The 19,612-nt window shown below is 70.7% G+C and carries 17 protein-coding genes and 1 riboswitch; of the genes, 8 read left to right on the top strand and 9 right to left on the bottom strand.

The features are described 5' to 3' along the window. Positions 1–8: 8 nt before the first annotated feature. From gcvT to DX914_RS10485, 4 genes are all read right to left on the bottom strand, one after another. Entirely contained in the window at positions 9–1,115 is a 1,107-nt protein-coding gene (gcvT, locus tag DX914_RS10470; RefSeq protein ID WP_115858914.1) for a glycine cleavage system aminomethyltransferase GcvT, read from the bottom strand. 118 nt (positions 1,116–1,233) lie between these two features. Continuing rightward, entirely contained in the window at positions 1,234–1,788 is a 555-nt protein-coding gene (locus DX914_RS10475; RefSeq protein WP_147300647.1) for a hypothetical protein, read from the bottom strand. Positions 1,789–1,793: 5 nt separating this feature from the next. Beyond that, on the bottom strand, positions 1,794–2,234 hold the full coding sequence (locus tag DX914_RS10480) for an NfeD family protein (protein WP_425480664.1): 441 nt from the start codon (positions 2,232–2,234) through the stop codon (positions 1,794–1,796). 3 nt (positions 2,235–2,237) lie between these two features. Next, a complete protein-coding gene (locus DX914_RS10485; RefSeq protein WP_115858916.1) occupies positions 2,238–3,191 on the bottom strand; it encodes an SPFH domain-containing protein in 954 nt (317 codons plus the stop codon). 86 nt (positions 3,192–3,277) lie between these two features. Between DX914_RS10485 and DX914_RS10490 the strand changes: the two genes are divergently transcribed. Genes DX914_RS10490 through DX914_RS10500 form a run of 3 tightly spaced genes read left to right on the top strand, consistent with a single transcriptional unit; the run spans position 3,278 to position 6,279 of the window. Then, the gene (locus tag DX914_RS10490) at positions 3,278–3,895 is read left to right on the top strand and encodes an RNA polymerase sigma factor (protein ID WP_115858917.1); all 618 of its coding nucleotides are present in this window, start codon (positions 3,278–3,280) and stop codon (positions 3,893–3,895) included. Continuing rightward, positions 3,888–4,787: a hypothetical protein gene (locus DX914_RS10495; protein WP_115858918.1), complete on the top strand. Its 900-nt coding sequence runs from the start codon at positions 3,888–3,890 to the stop codon at positions 4,785–4,787. Before DX914_RS10490 ends, DX914_RS10495 begins: the two co-directional genes overlap by 8 nt. Positions 4,788–4,836: 49 nt before the next feature. Next, positions 4,837–6,279, top strand: coding sequence for a PDZ domain-containing protein (locus tag DX914_RS10500; protein ID WP_158549236.1), 1,443 nt, complete (start codon positions 4,837–4,839; stop codon positions 6,277–6,279). A 66-nt stretch (positions 6,280–6,345) separates the two neighbouring features. Here the strand turns inward: DX914_RS10500 and DX914_RS10505 are convergent, their stop codons facing one another. The 5 genes from DX914_RS10505 to DX914_RS10525 all read right to left on the bottom strand — a co-directional run bounded on the left by DX914_RS10505 (position 6,346) and on the right by DX914_RS10525 (position 11,924). Then, complete coding sequence (locus DX914_RS10505; protein WP_115858920.1) at positions 6,346–7,293, bottom strand: DUF6607 family protein; 948 nt, start codon at positions 7,291–7,293, stop codon at positions 6,346–6,348. 45 nt (positions 7,294–7,338) lie between these two features. Then, positions 7,339–7,872, bottom strand: a complete 534-nt coding sequence (locus tag DX914_RS10510) for a Hemin transport protein (protein ID WP_115858921.1) — start codon at positions 7,870–7,872, stop codon at positions 7,339–7,341. A 4-nt stretch (positions 7,873–7,876) separates the two neighbouring features. Then, complete coding sequence (locus DX914_RS10515) at positions 7,877–10,186, bottom strand: TonB-dependent hemoglobin/transferrin/lactoferrin family receptor (RefSeq protein WP_425480665.1); 2,310 nt, start codon at positions 10,184–10,186, stop codon at positions 7,877–7,879. Between the two features lie 198 nt (positions 10,187–10,384). Further along, positions 10,385–10,615 carry a hemin uptake protein HemP gene (hemP, locus tag DX914_RS10520; protein WP_115858922.1) on the bottom strand — a complete coding sequence of 77 codons (231 nt, stop codon included), beginning with the start codon at positions 10,613–10,615 and terminating at the stop codon, positions 10,385–10,387. A gap of 340 nt (positions 10,616–10,955) precedes the next feature. After that, complete coding sequence (locus tag DX914_RS10525; RefSeq protein ID WP_115858923.1) at positions 10,956–11,924, bottom strand: potassium channel beta subunit family protein; 969 nt, start codon at positions 11,922–11,924, stop codon at positions 10,956–10,958. 267 nt (positions 11,925–12,191) lie between these two features. Then, positions 12,192–12,279, top strand: a riboswitch (yybP-ykoY riboswitch). A 145-nt stretch (positions 12,280–12,424) separates the two neighbouring features. Between DX914_RS10525 and DX914_RS10530 the strand changes: the two genes are divergently transcribed. The 5 genes from DX914_RS10530 (at position 12,425) to DX914_RS10550 (ending at position 19,516) form a co-directional block, all read left to right on the top strand. Next, positions 12,425–12,997 (top strand): TMEM165/GDT1 family protein, encoded by a 573-nt coding sequence (locus tag DX914_RS10530; protein WP_115858924.1) that lies wholly within the window; start codon positions 12,425–12,427, stop codon positions 12,995–12,997. A gap of 77 nt (positions 12,998–13,074) precedes the next feature. Then, entirely contained in the window at positions 13,075–14,211 is a 1,137-nt protein-coding gene (locus tag DX914_RS10535) for a GGDEF domain-containing protein (RefSeq protein WP_115858925.1), read from the top strand. Positions 14,212–14,409: 198 nt separating this feature from the next. Next, positions 14,410–15,708, top strand: coding sequence for a NupC/NupG family nucleoside CNT transporter (locus DX914_RS10540; protein ID WP_115858926.1), 1,299 nt, complete (start codon positions 14,410–14,412; stop codon positions 15,706–15,708). 4 nt (positions 15,709–15,712) lie between these two features. Then, a complete protein-coding gene (locus tag DX914_RS10545; protein ID WP_115858927.1) occupies positions 15,713–16,681 on the top strand; it encodes a ribokinase in 969 nt (322 codons plus the stop codon). Between the two features lie 708 nt (positions 16,682–17,389). Next, positions 17,390–19,516 (top strand): TonB-dependent receptor, encoded by a 2,127-nt coding sequence (locus DX914_RS10550; RefSeq protein ID WP_115858928.1) that lies wholly within the window; start codon positions 17,390–17,392, stop codon positions 19,514–19,516. Positions 19,517–19,612 lie beyond the last annotated feature (96 nt).

The raw sequence follows: 19,612 nt of genomic DNA on the forward strand, positions 1-19,612 counted from the left end.
GCGGCGGCTCAGCCCAGCACGCCGTCCTGCGGCTGGCCGTCGCGCACGAACGGGAACTTGACCACGCGCACCGGCACTTCCTTGCCGCGGATGTCCACGCGCACGTCGCCCGGCTGACCGGCCGGCACGCGTGCGAACGCGATCGCCTTGCCCAGGGTCGGCGAGAACGTGCCCGACAGGATCTCGCCGTCGCCGTTGGCGGTCAGCACCTTCTGGCCGTGGCGCAGCACGCCCTTCTCGTCCATCACCAGGGCGATCATCTGGCGCGGCGCACCGGCGGCCTTCTGCTGTTCCAGCGCGGCGCGGCCGATGAAATCCCGGCCCTCGTCCAGGGCGACCGTCCAGGCCAGCGCGGCCTCATAGGGGCTGACGCCGTCGTCCATGTCCTGACCGTAGAGGTTCATGCCCGCTTCCAGGCGCAGCGTGTCGCGCGCGCCCAGACCGGCCGGCTTCACGCCCGCGTCCAGCAGCGCATTCCACAGCGCCACTGCGGCGCTCTCGGGCACCAGCACTTCGAAACCGTCTTCGCCGGTGTAGCCGGTGCGGGCCACGAACAGTTCGGTGCCGTCGGCGGCCTGGGCCTCGCCGGCGACGAACTTGCCGAGCTTGCCGATGCGGGCGCGGTCTTCCTCGCGCAGCAGGCCCAGCACCTTCTCGCGCGCGTTGGGGCCCTGCACGGCGACGATCGACAGTTCGGGGCGCTCGCTCACCTGCACGTCGAAGGCGCGCGCCTGCTCGCCGATCCAGGCCAGGTCCTTGGCGCGGGTGGCGGCGTTGACCACCAGGCGGAAGCGCTGTTCGGACAGGAAATAGACGATCAGGTCGTCGATCACGCCGCCTTGCGGATTGAGCATGCAGGTGTACAGCGCCTTGCCGGGCTTGGTCAGCTTGTCGACCGAGTTGGCGACCAGGTGGCGCAGGAACTCGCGCACGCGCGCGCCGGTGAGGTCGACCACGGTCATGTGGCTGACGTCGAACATGCCCGCGTCGCGGCGCACCTGGTGGTGCTCCTCGATCTGCGAGCCGTAGCTGATCGGCATGTCCCAGCCGCCGAAGTCGACCATCTTGGCGCCGAGCGCGCGGTGGGCGTCGTTGAGGATGGTCTTCTGGGTCATGAGCGGCAGGGCCTGATGCGGTGGGGGGTCCGCGATTATTTCACGACCGCGCGCCGCCTGGCCCGCGTACGCCTGCGCATGGGACGCGCGGGTGGCGCCCGGGGCCCTACCCGCGCCTTTATTCGGCGCCGAACCCTTCGTTGTAGCAGCGCACGCTGGCCGGCGGCACTTCGACGAACTTGCCGCTGTCGCGGTCCAGGCGCACCGCCCAGCGCGAGGCCTGGAAGGTTTCCTGGGCCGCGGCGTCGGCCACGGCGGTGTCGACGATGGCGATCAGGCCGGCGTCCTCGACGCCGTCGCGCTGGCAGGTGGCCACCGACAGGTACTCGCCGCGCTTGAGCTTGGGATAGGGCACCACGTCGGTGATCTTCCAGCGCGGCGAGTTGCCCTCGCGGCCGGCGAACTCGCCGGCGTAGAGCTTGATCGAGCGGTCCTGGGCATCGTCCAGGGTGCCGATGGAGCGCGCGCAGATCTGCTCGGGCGCGCTGCCCGAGCCCACGCAGCTGCCGGTGTTGGACTTCAAACCGTCCGGATACGGCGGCACCACGCGGCCGATCCAGACCGATGCCGGCGCCGGCATCGGCGCCGCCGCAGGCGCCGCGACCGGTGGCGTCGCAGCCGCCGGCAACGCCGTACCACCGGTCGCGAGCAGCAGGAGCAGGCAGACGCGCATGGCGCTCAGTCCGCCGCCTCGACGCGCAGGCTCATGCCGTCCACGCCGGTCACGCGCACGCTGGCGCCGGCCGGCAACTCCGGGCCCAGCACTTCCCAATAAGCGTCGGCGATCTGCACCCGGCCGCGGCCCTGTTCGATGCCGCGTTCCAGCGCGACCACGCGGCCCACCAGTTGCTGCGCTCGGCGGTTCAGCGCCGGCTGGTCGCTCTTGCGCTCGCGGCCGCGGAACCAGGTGCGGTAGACCTGGATGGAGACGAAGCTCAGCACCACGAACGCGGCCACCTGCGCCAGCACCGGCATGCCCGGCAGCACCAGCACCAGTACGAACACCGCGGCGGCGGCGAAGCCCAGCCACAGCATGAACGCGCCGGGCAGCAGCGCCTCGGCCGCGAACAGCAGCAGGGCCACCGCGGCCCAGGTCACCATCTGCCAGTCCAGGCGCATCGCTCAACCTCCTCGCGGCGCCGGCGGCGGCACCGCGCGCGGCGCCGCCTGGCGGTCCAGCGCTTCCTTGGCCAGCTCGGCGATGCCGCCCAGCGAGCCGATCACGCCGGCCGACTCCATCGGCATCATCACGAACTTCTGGTTCGGCGCCTCGGCCAGCGACTTGAACGCTTCGATGTACTTCTGCGCGACGAAGTAGTTGATCGCCTGCACGTTGCCCGAAGAGATCGCGTCGGACACCAGCTGGGTCGCCTTGGCCTCGGCCTCGGCCAGGCGCTCGCGCGCCTCGGCTTCGCGGAACGCGGCTTCGCGCTTGCCCTCGGCCTCCAGGATCGCGGCCTGCTTGTCGCCCTCGGCGCGCAGGATTTCGGACTGGCGGTGGCCCTCGGCCTCGAGGATGTTGGCGCGCTTCTCGCGCTCGGCCTTCATCTGCCGGGCCATGGAATCGACCAGGTCGCGCGGCGGCTGGATGTCCTTGAGTTCGATGCGGTTGACCTTCAGGCCCCAGGGATGGGTGGCCTGGTCCACCGCCAGCAGCACCTTGGCGTTGATCTCGTCGCGCTTGGACAGCGACTCGTCCAGGTCCATGGAACCGATCGCGGTACGGATGTTGGTCATGACCAGGTTGAGGATGGCGACTTCGAGCTGGGCCACCTCGTAGGCGGCCTTGGCCGCGTCCAGCACCTGGAAGAACACGATGCCGTCGACCTTGACCACCGCGTTGTCCTTGGTGATCACGTCCTGGCTGGGCACTTCCAGCACCTGCTCCATCATGTTGATCTTGCGGCCCACGCCCTGGTAGATCGGCACCAGGAAGTGCAGGCCCGGGGTCATGGTGTGGGTGTACTTGCCGAAGGCCTCCACCGTCCATTCGTAGCCCTGCGGCACCATGCGCACGGCCTTGAACAGCACGATGATCGCCGCGACCAGCAGTACGACGGCCAATATCTCTCCCATGGTGCCCCCTCCCTTATAGATAGGAGGAGTATAGGCCCAGCCGACCCCTGCGACGGTTTCGCCCCCGGCTGCATCCCTACCCGGACATGCCCGCCACATCCAGCTTCGCCATCGACGTCCCGGACTCCCTGCTCGCCCGCGCGCGCGCCGGGGAGCGGGCGGCGTTCGAGCAGATCTACCGCTGGTTCGAGCGCCCGGTCTACACCCTGGCGCTGCGCATCCTGGGCGGCGGCGCCGGCGACCGCGACGAGGCGTCCGAGGTGCTGCAGGACACCATGCTCAAGGTGCTGGCCCGGATCGGCGATTTCCGTGGCAATAACGGCGGCGGCAGCAACGCCGGAGATGGCGGCAGCAGCCCGTTCTGGGGCTGGCTGCGGCAGATCGCGATCAACGAAGCGCTGATGCGCCTGCGCAGCCAGCGCCGCCACGAGCACGCCCTGGTGCTGGACGACGACCGCCTGGCCGACGACCTGGCCGCGCCGCCGCCGGCCGCGGCCGACGCCTCGGCGCTGGCGCGCGCCCTGGCGCAGCTGCCCGCAGCCACCCGCAGCGTGCTGTGGCTGTACCACGCCGAGGGCTACACCCACGACGAAATCGCGGCGCTGATGCAGCGCACGCCCAGCTTCTCCAAATCGCAGCTAGCGCGCGGCAGCCGCCGCCTGCGCGAACTGCTGGAACCGACCACGGAGGCGACCCATGCCTGACGCCAACGACCGCCAGCGCCCGCCGGCGCCGCAAGACTGGTCCGCCGCGTTCGCCGCGCTGCCGGCGGAAACGCCGCCCGCCGACGGCTGGGCGCGCGTGGCCGCGGCCTTGCCGGCCACCACCGCCGCAGCCGTATCACCGCCGCACAGCGGCGCCGCCGCATTGCGCCGGCGCCGTGCGCGCTGGCCGGCCTGGGCGGCTATGGCCGCCGCACTGTCGGTGGCGGCGCTGCTGCCGCTAGCGCTGCGCAACGGCGAGCAGCCGCACGGCGCGCTGGACCCGGCGACCACGACGGCGCAAACGCCGGCCGCCGTGCCGGCCGCCGATCCGCGCGCGACCACGCCTACGTCCGACACGGCGACGCCACCCGCTGCCGTCGCCAGCATCGAACCCGGCACCCGGCCGCCGGCCACCGCCGAACGCGAGCCGGCGACGCAGGCACCACGCCACGCCCGCCCCGACCGCGGCACGCGCGCCGCCGCGCGCCGCCCGGTGCGCAGCGCCATGCCCCCGGTCGCCAGCGATACGCCGCCCGACACCGCGCTCGCGCAGGCCACGCGAGCGCCCGCGCCGACCGACCCCGATGCCGAGGCCAATGCCGCCATCGCCCGCTGGCAAGGCGAATCGGCGCAGTTGGAAGCGCTGGTCGCGCTGGCCCGCGACGACCGCGTCGGCAGTGCCGGCGCCGCCCTGCTCAGTGCCGACCTGGACGACCGGATCGGCGTGATCGACGCCACCCTGCGCCAGGACGACCTGCCGCCCGCGCAGCGCGCCGCGCTGTGGGAGCAGCGCGTGCGCAGCCTGCGCCAGCTGGCCGGGGTGGAAAGCACCCAGCGCTGGCTGGCCGCCTATGGCGAACGCCAGGACGGCGCGCTGGTGCGCGTCGATTGAGCGCCTTCGCGCATCCATAGCCACGAATACCCACCATGAGGTCCGCTCCATGAGCGTCACGAACTCCCGCCGCATCCGCATCGCCGCGCTGGCCCTGGCGGTGGCCGCCACCCTGGCGACGGTCGCAGCCGCGCAAGAAGGCGCCGACAAGACGGTGCGCACCCGCACCGTGATCGGCAGCGCCAACGACGACCCGGAACTGAAGGCGGCCATGGATCAGCTGCGCCAGGCCCAGCAACGCGTACGCGAACTGGCGCGCGGCCGCGCCGAAACGATCGAGCGCGAGGGGCTGGACGATGGCCAGCGCCGGATCGAAATCCACCGCATCGCCAACGACGCGGCGCTGGACGGGCGGGGCCGCGCCGAAGTCGCGCGCGAAGCGGCGGAACGCGCGCGGCTGTACGCGCGCGACGTGCAGATGCGAATCGGCGACGGCGACGAGCGCCGCATCGTGATCCGCGGCGAGGCGCAGCGTCCGCTGCTGGGCGTGGTGCTGGGCTCGGACGAGCAGCGCGGCGCGCGCATCGTCGCGGTCACTCCCGACAGCGCGGCCGCGCGCGCGGGCCTGCGCAGCGGCGACCGCATCGTCGCCATCGACGGCCAGGCTCCCGCTGCCGGCAGCGATGGCCGCACGCGCCTGGCCGCCACCCGCGCCGCGCTGGATTCGCTGGACGTGAAGACGCCGGTGGCCATCGACTATGAGCGCGACGGCCGCAAGCAGTCGGTCAAGGTCACTCCACGCATGGGCGACCAGGTGCTGGTGTTCAACGGCGACGAGGGCCAGGTGTTCACACCGGGCGGCGACGTGGTCATGCGCCGCTTCGAGCTGGACCGCGACGGCGTGCGCGAGTACGCCACCGAGCTGGCCGAGATCGCCACCATCAACCGCCAGGTGCGCGCGGACCTGGCCCAGTTGCGCACGCCGCTGTGCAAGGACGGCGACGACGACTGCCGGCTGCCGGCGCTGGTCGAGGCGTTCCGCTGGAACGGCCTCAACCTGGCCTCGGTCGACAACGGCCTGGGCCGCTACTTCGGCACCGAACGCGGCGTGCTGGTGCTCAGCGCCGGCAACGAACTGTCGGGCCTGCAGCCCGGCGACGTGATCCGCAGCATCGACGGCAAGACCGTCAACACTCCGCGCGAGGCCATGGACGCGCTGCGCGCGCGGCCGGAAGGCAGCGAGGTCGCGGTGAGCTACCTGCGCGACCGCAAGGACGGCAGCGTCAAGCTCAAGGCGCCCAAGGCGCTGCGGCTGATGATTCCGCCGGTGCCGCCCGCGCCGCCGATGCCGCCGATGCCCGCGCGCCCGGCGGTGCCCGCACCGCCCGCGCCGCCTCGCGCCGCGCTGCCGGTGCCGCCCTCGCCGCCCAAGGCGGCACTCCCGGCCGTGCCTGCGCCGCCCGCGCCTCCGGCGCCACCCAAGGGCGCGCCGCCGGCTCCGCCTACCCCACCGTCGCCGCCCCCCGCGCCGATCGCCCCGGTCGTGGTCTGACCGGATTGCGGCCGCGTCGCCGATGCCTGCGCTGGCATCGGCGACGCGGCGGTTTTAGCGCCGCGCTCAGCGTCGCTCGGCCGGCGCCGGCTCCACCCACTTGGCGAACACCGCATCGATGTCGGCATCGGCCACCGGCTTGCCTTCCTGCACACCGCCGGCCTGCTCGAACAGCGGAATGATCATGGCCATGCCGTCGATCTTGGTCTTCAGGCGCGCGCCCGGGGCCTTATCCAGAAAGACCGACCAACGCTGGCGCACCTTGACCCAGTAGCCTTTCGTGGCCTCCCAATAGGTGTAGGCCGGCTTGAAGTCCACGTCCCGGGTCTTCTGGTAATCGTTGAAGCCGAACTCGCGCGCCAGTTCCACCTGGCTGCCGTCGGGCTTGCGCAGCACCTTGGTGTTGAACTGCTCGTGGGTCCAGCCGCCCGGGGTCAGGGTGTGGCGGTTGATCGCGCTGACCGCGTTGTAGTCGCTGCGCTTGGTGTACTCGCGACGCGGCAGCGGGCGCCAGCTCAGGTCGCTGGTCCAGGTCGCGGTGCCGTTGCGGTATTCCCAGCGGCCGGTGCCGCAGTAGCGCGGCGCGTCGCTGACTTCGTACACGCACTGGGTCCAGGCACCGCGGGTCAGCTCGGCCGGAATGGCGCGCACCTGCCAGGTCTGGTCGGCGCTGAACTCGAAGCGCTGCTTGGCCTCAAACGTCCAATCCTGGCGCCAGTGCTTGGTCACGTGGCCGCTCTTCTCGTCCACCAGGATGTGCTGCAGCACGACCTTGGTCGGAGTGTCCTCCACCACGATCACGGTCTCGTTGCCGCCGCTGCGCATGGCCGGCGCGCGTTCGTAGCCGGGTTGCAGCAGCACGGTTTCGTCGAAGGCGAAGTCGACGATGTACTCGCCCTGCATCGCCAGGATCGAGGCGCGGTCGCGCGCGGCGTCGGTGGTCGCGGGCGCGGCGGCCCAGGCTGGCGCGGCCGTGCAGGCGAGCAGGCAGGTGGCTAGCAGTCGGTGGCTCATGGTCGTGTGTCTCGTCGGTGGTTGCGGTAAGAAAGAAGTTGGGAATCAGGAATGCGGCGCCAGCGCGGCGTCGCGTCGGGCCAGGCAACAACAGGCATGCGCGGCGATCAGGCGGGCGCCGTGCGCGGCGGCGATGCGGCGCGCGTGGCGCGCGCCCACGTCCGACAGCTGCGCCGCTTCGGCCACCAGGATGCGGCGGCCCTCGTGGTCGACGACCACACGCAGGCGCAGCACCTGCGCGCGCCAACCGCGCATGCGACGCCACCACCGCGCCGCGCTGGGCCAACGCGGCGGCGGCCGCGACGGCAGCGCCAGGCTGACCTGGTCCCAGGCCAGGAAATCGCTGTCGGGCAACAGATGCAGGCGCCAGCATGCCCGGCCGTAGCCGTCGCGGAACACCATGGCTTCGTTCGCGGCCAGGCCATCGGGCCCGGCCACGCGCACCGCCTCGGTGGCCGCGAGCCAGCCATCCAGCGCGTCGCGCTGGCGCGCCGGATGCAGGCACAACACGCTCGCCACCGCGGCCAGGCGTTCGGCCGCGGGCAAGACGCCGCTGGGCGGAGCGGGCGGCGCGCGCATGCGCTTACCAGTTCACCGCCAGGCTCAGGCCCAGGTTGCGGCCCGGCGAGGTGTAGCGGTCCAGGGTGGCGCTGCTGGCGGCCAGGGTGCTGGGCAGGTCGCCGCCGTCCCAGTACTTCTTGTCGCCCAGGTTGAACACGCCCACGTCCACGCGCGTGCCCGGGGCGAAGCTGAAGTGCGCGAGCAGGTCGAGCACGCCGTAACCGGGCGTGGCGAACAGCGTGGCTTGCGGCAGGTCGCTCTTGCGCCGGGCGAAACGGCCGGCCAGCTCCACGCCCCAGTCGTCGCGGTCGTAGGCCAGGCCCAGCGAGGCGCGCAGCGGATCGATCGAGGACAGGGCCGCGCCGGTGTCGCGGTCCTCGCCCTTGGACCAGGCCGCCGCGCCGCGCAGCGACCAGCCCTCCCAGCCCGGCGACAGCGCGCCGAAGTCGACGCCGCCGCGCACTTCCATGCCGCGGATCTCGGCCTGGCTGACGTTCTGCGACTGGAACACCATCAGCCCCTGCGTATTGGTGCCGACGAAGCGCTGCGACTCGATGAAGTCGTTGTAGCGGTTGTAGTAGACCGAGGCTTCCAGGTAAGCCGCCTCGCCCGAGTAACGCAGACCCAGCTCGACGCCGTTGCTGGTCTCGGGCTTGAGCTGCGGGTTCGGGATCGCGGTGTAGCCGAACTGCAGATTGGTGAAGCCCAGGTTGACGTCGTTGTACGGCGGCGCGCGGAAGCCGCGCTGGTAGCCGCCGAACAGCGACCAGTCCTGGCTGAAATGCCACACCGCGCCGAGCTTGGGCGAAACCGAGGTCTTGTTGAGCGAACTGACCTGCACGCCCGGGTTGTCGGCGGCGAAGATCGCATCCACGCGCGGGTCCAGCTCATAGCGGTCCACGCGCACGGCCGGCACCAGGCGGAAGGCGCCATCGGCGAAGCGCATTTCGTCCTGCACGAACAGCGCCGCGGTGGTGGTGCGGCTGACCGGGAAGTCGCGCACCGGGAACACGTCGGGCGAAATGGTCTTGGTGACCGCGCCGGTGGTCAGGTTGGTGGCCTGGCCGTCGCGCTTCTGCCGGATATCGCTGCGCGCGTACTCCAGGCCGTAGGTCAGGGTGTGCTGGACCGAGCCGGTGGCGAAGTCCTTGTGCGCGGTGCCCTCGATGCCGACGGTGCGCTGGTCGAAATTGAACTCGCGCTCGCGCCGGGTCGGATTGGTCGGGCGCCCGCCGACCACGGTCACCCGCTCCTCCACCGTGCGCTGGGTGGTCTCGCTGTCCTGGCGGTAGACCTGCCACTGCAGCGCGTCGGCGAAGCCCGCGTCCAGCGCGTCCGCTTCGTGCGCGAACGACACCCGCGCGCGGGTCTGGTGGTCGTCGCCCAGCAGCGACAGGGTGCGCGCGACCGGTGCGCCCGGCGCCGCGGCGGCGTTGCCGCGCGAGCTCAGCACGTCGGTATCGGTCTGGTCCTCATTGCCTTCCACGGTCAGCTTGAAGCGCTGGTGCTCGCTGGGCGCGAACACCAGCTTGGCCAGCAGGCTGCGGCCGTCGCTGTCCTGCGGATTGGCGGCGGTGCGGCTGGCGTCGTCGCTGCGGCGCGTGCCCCTGTTTTCGGTTTCCTGGCCCTGGCGGTGACCCACCGTCACCAAGCCCGACCAGCGCTCGCCGCCGAAGGCCGCGGTGGCGCCGCCGAACAGGCCGCGGTTCTCGCCCTGGTAGCCGAGCTTGAAGCCGAAGTAGCTGTCCTTGCCTTCGCTCAGATAGTCGGAAGGATCCTTGGTGACGAACGCGACCACGCCGCCCAGGGCGTCGGAGCCGTACAGCGCGCTGCTAGGCCCGCGCACGATCTCGACCCGCTTGAGCGTGTCCAGATCGACGAAGTTGCGGTTGGCGTTGGAGAAGCTGCCGATGGCGAAGGCGTCCGACACCGGAATGCCGTCGGTCTCCACCCGCACCCGGTTGCCGCCCAGGCCGCGGATGCGGATGTCGCCGATGCCGAAGCGGCCGACCGCATTGCCGACGCCGATGCCCGGCTCGTAACGGAACAGGTCCTTGAGGTCGCGCACCAGTTCTTCGTCCATGCGCTCACGGTCGATCGCGGTGACCACCGCCGGCACGTCCTGCAGCTCGCGCTCGGTGCGGGTGGCGGTGACCACGATGCGTTCGAGTTCGCGCGCGCCGGCGCCGGCGCCGTCCGGCGATTCGGCGGCGGCGTCGGCCGCGGCGGCGATGCCGGGCAGCGCCAGGAGCAGGGCCAGCGTCAGCGTGCTGGGAACGAGAGTTGCGGTAACGGACCGGCGGCCGCCGATATCGGAATGGGCGCGATGCATGGAGTCAGCTCGTGAGTGGAGACGAGGCTGGCTGGCATGCCGTGGCTACGGCGGCTGGCGGCCTGGAGTGAGGTTTGCGGCCGCGCCACGGAGCGCGGCGACGGCAAGGCATCGCCGCACCGCACTCCCTTCCTTGGGAACGCGGCGCGGCAATGCGGTAGGCGACGTGGGGGAGCGGCGGCCTGGGACTGCGGGGTCTTACTTGGTCAGGATCAGCTTGTCGTTGCGGGTGTGGCGCAGGCGGTAGACCTCACCGCCGTGGCGGATCAGCACTTCGCGCGCGCCGCGCAACAAGGCGACGCTTTCGATCAGCAGGGTGCTGGTCGCGGTCATCGCGGGGGCGGCGACCGCGGCGGTGGCGGCCACCACCGGGGGGAGGGAGCGGTCGGTACGAGGTTTGAGCTGCAACACCGGCTGGCGCAGGGACATGGCAGGCGACTCGATCAGGGTTCGCCATTGATGATAATGATTCTCATTTGCCAGTCAACACCCGTTTCGACCGTTTGTCGGGGTTAGTGCTGGGCCGCCGAACGGCAAAAGCAAAAGCAAATCCCCCTTCGTCCGCTGCGCGGACGCCCGCCCCCTTTGTCGAAGGGGGCTAAGGCCCGCGCGCAACGTCTTCGCCTCCGCTTGTCTTCCCCCCTTTTAAAAAGGGCGAGAGCGTGGGCTTGCGAACCGCAGGTTCGCGCACGATCGAACGCCAGCAAGCTGTGCTTGCTGGCCGGAGGAATGAGGGGGATTTGCTCTGACCCCAAAGCGCAGCGCCGCCTCAGCTGACCGCCTTCTCCACCCGATCCCAGTCGCACTCGCCGTAGCGCTCGGTCAGTTCCAGCGCCTGCAGGTTCTGCAGCAGCTGCTCGCTGCGCGTCGCGCCCAGGATCACGCTGGACACGTGCGGGTTGCGCAGGCACCAGGCGATGGCCAGCGCTGCCGGCGTCGCACCCAGTTCCTGAGCGACCGCGCTGAACGCGCGCGCGCGCTCGATCCGGCGCTGCTCGGGGCTGAGCACGCTGCGTTGCAGCCAGCGGTAATCCTCGTGGTCCAGGCGCGAACCCGCGGGCACGCCGTCGTTGTATTTGCCGGTGAGCAGGCCCGATGCCAGCGGCGACCAGATCGTGGTGCCCAGGCCGAGTTCGGCGTACAGCGGGGCGTATTCCAGCTCCACCCGTTCGCGGTGCAGCAGGTTGTACTGCGGCTGCTCCATGGTCGGCGCATGCAGATGATGCGCGCGGGCGATCTTGTGCGCCTCGCGGATCTGCGCCGCCGGCCATTCCGAGGTGCCCCAATACAGCACCTTGCCCTGGCGGATCAACGCATCCATCGCCCACACGGTTTCCTCGATCGGCGTGTCCGGATCGGGACGGTGGCAGTAGTACAGGTCCAGATGGTCCACGCGCAGGCGTTTGAGCGCGTCGTTGCAGGCCTCCGTCACGTGCTTGCGCGACAGGCCCTTCTGGGTCGGCAGCGGATCGGCGGCGGCGCCGAACATCACCTTGCTCGACACGCAGTAGCCGTCGCGCGGCAGGCGCAGGTCGGCGATCACGTCGCCCATGACCCGCTCGGCCTCGCCGTTGGCATAGCCCTCGGCGTTGTCGAAGAAATTGACCCCATGGTCCCAGGCCGCGGCGATCAGCTCGCGCGCGCCGCCGCGGCCGATCTGGGTGCCGAAGGTGACCCAGGCGCCGAACGACAGCGCCGACAATTGCAGGCCGGACGAGCCCAGGCGGCGGTATTGCATGAGGTGCTCCGATAGCGATCGAACGAACCGGCATGCTACCCGCTGCGCCGTTAGCCGGGGATCGCGGCGGCGACGGCCGCCTCCCCCCTGTGGGAGCGGCGTGAGCCGCGATCGGCCGCCGGCGTGGCTGCCGAGCTCGGCGGGCGACACCGCGACTGAGTCTCAATCGCGGCTCACGCCGCTCCCACAGGCGCGGTCGGATCGCGCCGGCGTTCAGGCAGTCCGGTGCGGCTTGCGCCGCGAGCGGCTACAATGCGCGCACTTCCTCCTCCGGGGAGTAGCCCCTTCCGGCCACGGCCGTGAAGACCTGCGTCAACACACTTGGCCGGCAGGCCATGGCGCAGGAGCGGCAGCCAGCGGACTCCGCCCAGCGGACCACGCCAGCGACCACGGGCAAGACCGAAGGCAGGCGTTGCGCGATCACACTGGCGAAAGCCGGGCCGGGCCGCGTGGCGTTTGCCTTCGCCTCCGTGCGAAGCCCGGCCCCGGAAATCCCCGCGATGCACACTTTCCCGCTGGCCACCGCTGCCCTCTCGACCGGCACCGTCGCCCTGGCCGAGATCGGCGACAAGACCCAGTTGCTGGCCCTGCTGCTGGCCGCGCGTTTCCGCCGGCCCTGGCCCATCGTCGCCGGCATCCTGGTGGCGACCCTGCTCAACCACGCCCTGGCCGCCTGGCTGGGCGCGCTGGTCGCGCAATGGCTGCAGCCGCACACCCTGCGCTGGATCGTCGCCGCCAGTTTCCTGGCGGTCGCGCTGTGGACGCTCAAGCCCGACCGGATCGACGAGGGCGAGACCCTGCCCGCGCGCGGCGCCTTCGTCGCCACCACCATCGCCTTCTTCGTCGCCGAGATCGGCGACAAGACCCAGGTGGCCACGGTGCTGCTGGCGGCCAAGTACTCGCCGCTGTGGGAAGTGGTGGCCGGGACCACGGTGGGCATGCTGCTGGCCAACGTGCCGGTGGTGCTGCTGGGCAGCCGCTTCGCCGACCGCCTGCCGCTGAAGGCCGCGCGCTACACGGCTGCGGCCGTGTTCGCGGCTCTGGCGCTGTGGGTGGGGCTGCGCGGGCTGTAAGCCGCGCTCCCGGGGCGGCGGCCCTGCCCCGTCCCGGTCGCGCGCGCTATGCTCGCCCGGTCCAACGGGAAGACCCTATGCACGCCACGGGCGGACGCTTGCGCGACATCGCGGTATCGCTGCTGTCGCGGCCCGACGAGATCATGCTCGAGGTGGGCGCCGGCGGCGAGCTGCTGGTGGCGCGGCTGCGCGCGGTGCTGGCGGCCATGCTGCTGCTGTTGCCGCTGTTCAACGCGATCGGCGGCGGCACCATCCGCGAGACCCTGATCGGCCTGGGCGGGGCGATCTTCGTCAACGTGTTCGCGCAGCTGTGGCTGGTGCTGGCGCGGCGCCCGCGGCGCTACCGCTGGCTGCCCTTCGCCACCGCCGGTTTCGACGTCACCGCCACCACCCTGGTGCTGATCGCCCTGGCATTCGAGCACCTGCCGGCCTCGCTCAACAGCCTGATCGTGTGGTGCGGCTACATCCTCTCGATCCTGCTGACCGCGCTGCGCAGCGACGGCCGGGTGACCCTGTTCGCCGGCGGCCTGGCGATCGCCCAGTACAGCCTGCTGGCGCTGGCGGTGTTCGCCCTGGCCAGTTCGCCCGAGCAGCTGATTTCCACCGATTACGGCGCCGTCACCCCCGGCGGCCAGGGCCAGCGGGTGATGCTGCTGGTGATGGTGGCGCTGATCACCGCCATGGTGGTCTACCGCATGCAACGGCTGATCGAGATGTCCGGCACCGACGGCCTGACCCGGCTGCCGAACCGGACCTGGCTGGTGCACCGCATCCAGCGCCTGTTCGACGCGGTGCGCCACGACGGCGGCAGCCTGACCCTGGCCCTGATCGATCTGGACCATTTCAAGCGCATCAACGACGAGAACGGCCACCACGCCGGCGACCGCGCGCTGCGCCATGTGGTGGCGGTGCTGCGCGAGCAGACCGGCGCGACCGAATGGCTGGTGCGGCTGGGCGGCGAGGAGTTCGTGCTGCTGCTGCGCAAGCCGCTGGGCACGGCCTGGGAACAGGTGGACGCGATCCGCCAGGTGCTGGCCGAACGCCCGTTCGAGCCCGGTCGCGGCGCCGACCCGCTGCGCCTGACCTTCAGCGCCGGCCTGGCCGGCTACCCGCAGGAAGGCGCCGACCTGTCGCGCCTGCTGCGCCGCGCCGACCACCGCCTGCAGCAGGCCAAGCAGCAGGGCCGCAACCGGGTGGTGGCGCGCGACGGCTGAGCCCGCGGCCGCCGCAGGCCCGTGCTTGCGGCCCGTTCATCCGGGCCGCTGGCGCGGCGCGGCTTGCCCGGGCGCGGACGCGTGGACTAGGCTGCGCCGCCGGCCACAGAAAAGGCCGGCGGCCCGCGCCGTGCGCGGCCTCATAACTAAGACTGGATATTCGGCCGTCCGGACCCCGGGGGGCACGGGGAGAACTGAGTGGATTCTATCGTCCGGGTGGTATTCGGCCTGTTCGGCCTGGCGGTGCTGATCGGCATCGCGTGGCTGTTCTCCAACAACAAGCGCCGCGTCGATTGGAAGCTGGTGATCACCGGCGTGTCGCTGCAGATCGCGTTCGCCGCGCTGGTGCTGCTGGTGCCCGGCGGCAAGGACGCGTTCGACGCCATCGGCAAGGGCTTCGTGCACGTGTTGGAGTTCGTCGGCGCCGGTTCGAAGTTCATCTTCGGCGACCTGATGGACATCAACAAGTTCGGCTTCATCTTCGCCTTCCAGGTGCTGCCGACCATCATCTTCTTCTCCGCGCTGATGGGCGTGCTGTACCACCTGGGCGTGATGCAGGCGATCGTGCGCGGCATGGCCTGGGCGATCACCAAGGTCATGCGCGTGTCCGGCGCGGAAACCACCAGCGTCTGCGCCAGCGTGTTCATCGGCCAGACCGAGGCGCCGCTGACCGTGCGCCCCTACATTCCGAAGATGACCGAATCGGAGCTGATCACGATGATGATCGGCGGCATGGCCCACATCGCCGGCGGCGTGCTCGCCGCCTACGTGGGCATGCTCGGCGGCGGCGATCCCGAGGCGCAGGCGTTCTACGCCAAGCACCTGCTGGCCGCCTCGATCATGGCCGCACCGGCCACCCTGGTGATCGCCAAGATCCTGGTGCCCGAGGTCGGCGAGCCGCTGACCCGCGGCACGGTCAAGATGGAAGTGGAGAAGCACACCGCCAACGTCATCGACGCGGCCGCCGCCGGCGCCGGCGACGGCCTGCGCCTGGCGCTGAACATCGGCGCGATGCTGCTGGCTTTCATCGCCCTGATCGCACTGGTCAACGCGCCGCTGACCTGGATCGGCGAGCAGACCGGCCTGGCCGCGGCCATCGGCAAGCCCACCGATCTGTCCACCCTCCTGGGCTTCGTGCTCGCGCCGATCGCCTGGGTCATCGGCACGCCCTGGGCCGACGCCAACGTGGTCGGCGGCCTGATCGGCGAGAAGGTGGTGCTCAACGAATTCGTCGCGTACACGCACCTGGCCGACATCGTCAACGGCAAGGTCGCCGGCGTGGCGCTGAGCGAACAGGGCAAGCTGATCGCGACCTATGCGCTGTGCGGCTTCGCCAACTTCAGCTCGATCGCGATCCAGATCGGCGGCATCGGCGGCCTGGCTCCGGAGCGTCGCGCCGATCTGGCCCGCTTCGGCATGCGCGCGGTGCTGGGCGGCTCGATCGCCACCTTCATGACCGCGACCATCGCCGGCGTGCTCACCCACTTCGCGCCCTGATGCCATGAGCCGGGTCGTGGTGGTGGGTTCGTTCAACGTCGACCACGTGTGGTCGGTGGCCGCGTTGCCGCGCCCGGGCGAGACCCTGGCCGGGCAGTACCACACCGGCCCCGGCGGCAAGGGCTTCAACCAGGCCACCGCCGCGGCGCGCGCGGGCGCCAGCACCGGCTTCATCTGCGCGCTGGGCGAGGACGCCGGCGGCCAGCTGGCGCGCGCGCTGGCCACGGCCGACGGCATCGAGCTGCACGAGCTGCGCAGCGACGCGCCCACCGGCACCGCCGGCATCTACGTCGACCGCGACGGCCGCAATTCCATCGTCATCGGGCCCGGCGCCAACGCCGAGCTGTCGGTCAGCTACGTGGACCTGCAGCGCGAGGCCATCGGCCAGGCGCGGGTGGTGCTGGGCCAATTGGAATCGCCGCCGGCCTCGGTCGCGGCCGCGTTCGCGCATGCGCGCGGCGCCGGCGCGCTGACCCTGCTCAATCCCGCACCCGCCGACGCGGTGGCCACGCCCGAACTGTGGGCCGCGGCCGATGCGATCACGCCCAACGAAACCGAGTTCTGCGCCCAACTCAAGCGCCACACCGGCGCGGTGATCGATCCGGACAAGCTGGCCGCCCTGGCCGACGACGAATTGCACGCCGACTGCCGCCGCTTGCTGCCGCATGGCAGTGTGGTGGTGACCTTGGGTGCGGCGGGCTGCTTCATCTCCCACGCCGACGGCCAGTGGCGCGGCGACGAACGCGGCTACTACCGCGTGGCCGCCTCGGCGGTACGCGCGGTCGACACCACCGGTGCGGGCGATGCCTTCAACGGCGCGCTGGCGGCGTCGCTGGCGCGCGAGCCGGCGCAGGCGTTCGCCGCGCATGTGGCCTACGCCAGCCGCTATGCCGGACTGTCCACCGAACGCGCGGGTGCCGCCTCGTCGATGCCGCGCGACAGCGAAGTGCGCGCACGCTTCGGCGCGGGCTGAACGCCAAGCCGCCTCGCGGCGGCCATCATCTCGTCACCCCGATAGCTTCCTGTAGGAGCTGCGCAAGCTGCGACCGCGAATCCGCAGCTGCATCGAAAGCTGCGGTTTCCCCTGTAGGAGCTGCGCAAGCTGCAACCGCGAACCCACAGCTGCGTCGAAAGCTGCGGTTCCCCCTGTAGGAGCTGCGTGAGCTGCGACCGCGAACCTGCATCTACGACGAAGGCTTTGGTTCTGTGGGATCTGTGCCTTCTGTGGGAGCGGCGTGAGCCGCGATCCGCTCCGAACTCGCGAAGGTGTTTGGGTGTGCTGGTTGAAGCAACAGCAACAGCTTCCGTCCGCGAGCGGCCGGGTTACTTTCTTTTGATAAGCGTCAAAAGAAAGTAACCAAAGAAAAACGCTTCACCAGAGCTCCCCTGCGAGAGCGATGCGTGCGCAGGGATTTTCCGATCGGGCATCCTGCCCGAGCGGAAAACGGCGCACGTCCTGTGCGCCGCCCTTTGGGTCTGCTGTTGGGACTGCGAGTTCGATGCTTGCGTTGAGGGGCAACAGCAACAGCAAATCCCCCCTTGCCCCCCTTTTTCAAAGGGGGGAACTTGTGGAGGACGGGATTGGGGGGCCGGCCGCGTTGGCGCTGCCGCCTGGATGCGCACTGTCAAATGAGAATAACTCGCATTATCATGGCGTCCCCCGCAGTTCCCGGACCCGGTAATGCCCCCTCGCCACCTGCTCGCCAGCGCCCTGCTGGCCGTCCTCGCCGCGCCCGCCGTCGCCCAGGCCGATGAAGACGCCACCGACCTCGATCGCGTCACCGTCTCCGCCAGCACCAGCCGCCTGCCCGACTCGGAGGCCGCGCTGCCCAACACGATCACGGTGATCGACCAGGCCCAGCTGCGCCAGCAGTTGGCGGTCACGCAGGACATCTCGCAGGTACTGGCCAACCTGATCCCCTCGTTCTCGCCCTCGCGGCAGAAGCTCACCAACGGCGGCGAGACCCTGCGCGGGCGCAAGCCGCTGTACCTGGTGGACGGCGTGCCGCAGTCCACGCCGCTGCGCGAAGGCGGCCGCGACGGCCACACCCTGGACCCGGCGATGATCGAACGCATCGAGGTCATCCACGGCGCCAACGCCATGCAGGGCCTGGGCGCGTCCGGCGGCATCATCAACATCATCACCAAGCGCGCCCCGCGCGAGGACGGCGCCAGCTTCCAGGAAGTGACCCTGGGCGCGAGCACCGCCTTGCCCAGCCAGAGCGACGGCAGCGGTTACCGCGCCTCCTACCTGTTCGGCACGCGCCAGGGCGCTTTCGACTTCGTCGGCGGCGCGTCCTACGCCAGCGAAGGCCTGTACTACGACGGCAACGGCGACGCGATCGCGGTCAACGACATCCAGGGCGACCTGATGGACGCGCGCAGCCACAACCTGTTCGCCAAGCTCGGCTGGGCGCTCGACGAGGAGCGCCGCCTGCAGCTGACCCTCAACCGCTACGAGTTGCAGGGCAACAACGATTACATCACCGTCAACGGCAACCCCGCCACCGGCCAGCTCGCCACCTCGGCACGCGGCAGCCGCGAGGGCGAAGGCGCGCGCAACCGTTCGACCTCGGCGGTGCTGGACTACACCGACAAATCGCTGGCCGGCGGCTACTTCCAGGCGCAGCTGTACTGGGTGGATTTCAACGGCCTGTACGGCGCCAGCGACTGGGGCGATTTCTGGCGCGACGGCCGCGACCTGAACTGGTGGGACCAGTCGCAGAACGTGTCGGAAAAGCTGGGGGGCAAGTTCAGCTGGTCGCGCGACAACCTGTTCGACCAGCGCCTGCGCGTCACCCTGGGCCTGGACTGGGCGCGCGACAAGACCTACCAGGAGCTGGTGGTGGCGCGCATGAACTGGGTGCCGGAAACCCAGTACGAATCCTGGTCGCCGTTCGTGCAGGCACAGTGGTGGATCAGCGACAAGTTCATGCTCACCGGCGGCCTGCGCTACGAGCGCGGCAAGCTCAGCGTGGACGACTTCACCACCATTCCGGCCAACGCCGGCGGCAGCCGCTTCGTCCAGGGCGGTTCGCCCAAGACCAGCGAGACCCTGCCGAACTTCGGCGCGGTCTATGAGCTCAGCGATGCGCTGAAGTTCTACGCCTCGTATTCGGAAGGCTATACGGTGGCCGACATCGGCCGCGTGCTGCGCGGCATCACCGCGCCGAACCAGCGCGTGGACAACCTGGTCGACCTGTCGCCGGTGGTGTCGGACAACCGCGAGATCGGCGTGGATTACGACGACGGCCGCTGGCTGCTGCACCTGGCCGCGTACTGGTCGGATTCCGACCTGGGTTCGCGCCTGGCCTTCGACACCGCGACCCAGAGCTACAACGTGGTGCGCGAGCGCACCGAGATCCGCGGCATCGAGGGCAACGTGGCCTTCCAGTTCAGCGACGCCACGCGCGTGGGCCTGGGCTACGCCGGCGCCAAGGGCCGCTACGACAGCAACGGCGACGACCGCGTCGACAGCGACCTGCCCGGCATCAACATCAGCCCCGATCGCGTCACCGCGTTCTGGGACCAGACCTGGAGCGAGCGCATCTCCACCCGCCTGCAGGGCAGCCGCTCGCTGGACCGCGACTTCGATCTGCGCGGCGCGCAGGTGGCCAGCGCCGACGGTTACACCACGGTGGACCTGCAGGCGCGTTTCGCCCTGCCGGTGGGCACGCTGAACCTGGGCATCGAGAACCTGCTGGACGAGCAGTATGTGACCTACTACTCGCAGAGCACGCCGCGCGCCGACACCTACGTGGCCGGCCGCGGGCGGGTGTTCAGCGCGAACTGGACGCACCGGTTCTAAGCGGCGTCCTTTGGGGGGCGTCATCCCCGCGAAAGCGGGGATCCAGGGCTCCACCGAAGCATGACTCTGAAGTCCGCCTTCGCGGGGATGACGAGC

It is taken from the genome of Lysobacter silvisoli, assembly GCF_003382365.1.
Classification (GTDB): Bacteria; Pseudomonadota; Gammaproteobacteria; order Xanthomonadales; family Xanthomonadaceae; genus Lysobacter; species Lysobacter silvisoli.

What these genes read in the sequence shown, in the direction of transcription:
- DX914_RS10490 (WP_115858917.1), top strand. Translation starts at nt 3,278, where the DNA reads ATGCCCGCCACATCCAGCTTCGCCATCGACGTCCCGGACTCCCTGCTC.
- DX914_RS10525 (WP_115858923.1), bottom strand. Translation starts at nt 11,924, where the DNA reads ATGCAATACCGCCGCCTGGGCTCGTCCGGCCTGCAATTGTCGGCGCTG.
- DX914_RS10500 (WP_158549236.1), top strand. Translation starts at nt 4,837, where the DNA reads ATGAGCGTCACGAACTCCCGCCGCATCCGCATCGCCGCGCTGGCCCTG.
- DX914_RS10515 (WP_425480665.1), bottom strand. Translation starts at nt 10,186, where the DNA reads ATGCATCGCGCCCATTCCGATATCGGCGGCCGCCGGTCCGTTACCGCA.
- DX914_RS10535 (WP_115858925.1), top strand. Translation starts at nt 13,075, where the DNA reads ATGCACGCCACGGGCGGACGCTTGCGCGACATCGCGGTATCGCTGCTG.
- DX914_RS10505 (WP_115858920.1), bottom strand. Translation starts at nt 7,293, where the DNA reads ATGAGCCACCGACTGCTAGCCACCTGCCTGCTCGCCTGCACGGCCGCG.
- DX914_RS10475 (WP_147300647.1), bottom strand. Translation starts at nt 1,788, where the DNA reads ATGCGCGTCTGCCTGCTCCTGCTGCTCGCGACCGGTGGTACGGCGTTG.
- DX914_RS10545 (WP_115858927.1), top strand. Translation starts at nt 15,713, where the DNA reads ATGAGCCGGGTCGTGGTGGTGGGTTCGTTCAACGTCGACCACGTGTGG.
- gcvT (WP_115858914.1), bottom strand. Translation starts at nt 1,115, where the DNA reads ATGACCCAGAAGACCATCCTCAACGACGCCCACCGCGCGCTCGGCGCC.
- DX914_RS10485 (WP_115858916.1), bottom strand. Translation starts at nt 3,191, where the DNA reads ATGGGAGAGATATTGGCCGTCGTACTGCTGGTCGCGGCGATCATCGTG.
- DX914_RS10495 (WP_115858918.1), top strand. Translation starts at nt 3,888, where the DNA reads ATGCCTGACGCCAACGACCGCCAGCGCCCGCCGGCGCCGCAAGACTGG.
- DX914_RS10530 (WP_115858924.1), top strand. Translation starts at nt 12,425, where the DNA reads ATGCACACTTTCCCGCTGGCCACCGCTGCCCTCTCGACCGGCACCGTC.
- DX914_RS10480 (WP_425480664.1), bottom strand. Translation starts at nt 2,234, where the DNA reads ATGCGCCTGGACTGGCAGATGGTGACCTGGGCCGCGGTGGCCCTGCTG.
- DX914_RS10550 (WP_115858928.1), top strand. Translation starts at nt 17,390, where the DNA reads ATGCCCCCTCGCCACCTGCTCGCCAGCGCCCTGCTGGCCGTCCTCGCC.
- hemP (WP_115858922.1), bottom strand. Translation starts at nt 10,615, where the DNA reads ATGTCCCTGCGCCAGCCGGTGTTGCAGCTCAAACCTCGTACCGACCGC.
- DX914_RS10510 (WP_115858921.1), bottom strand. Translation starts at nt 7,872, where the DNA reads ATGCGCGCGCCGCCCGCTCCGCCCAGCGGCGTCTTGCCCGCGGCCGAA.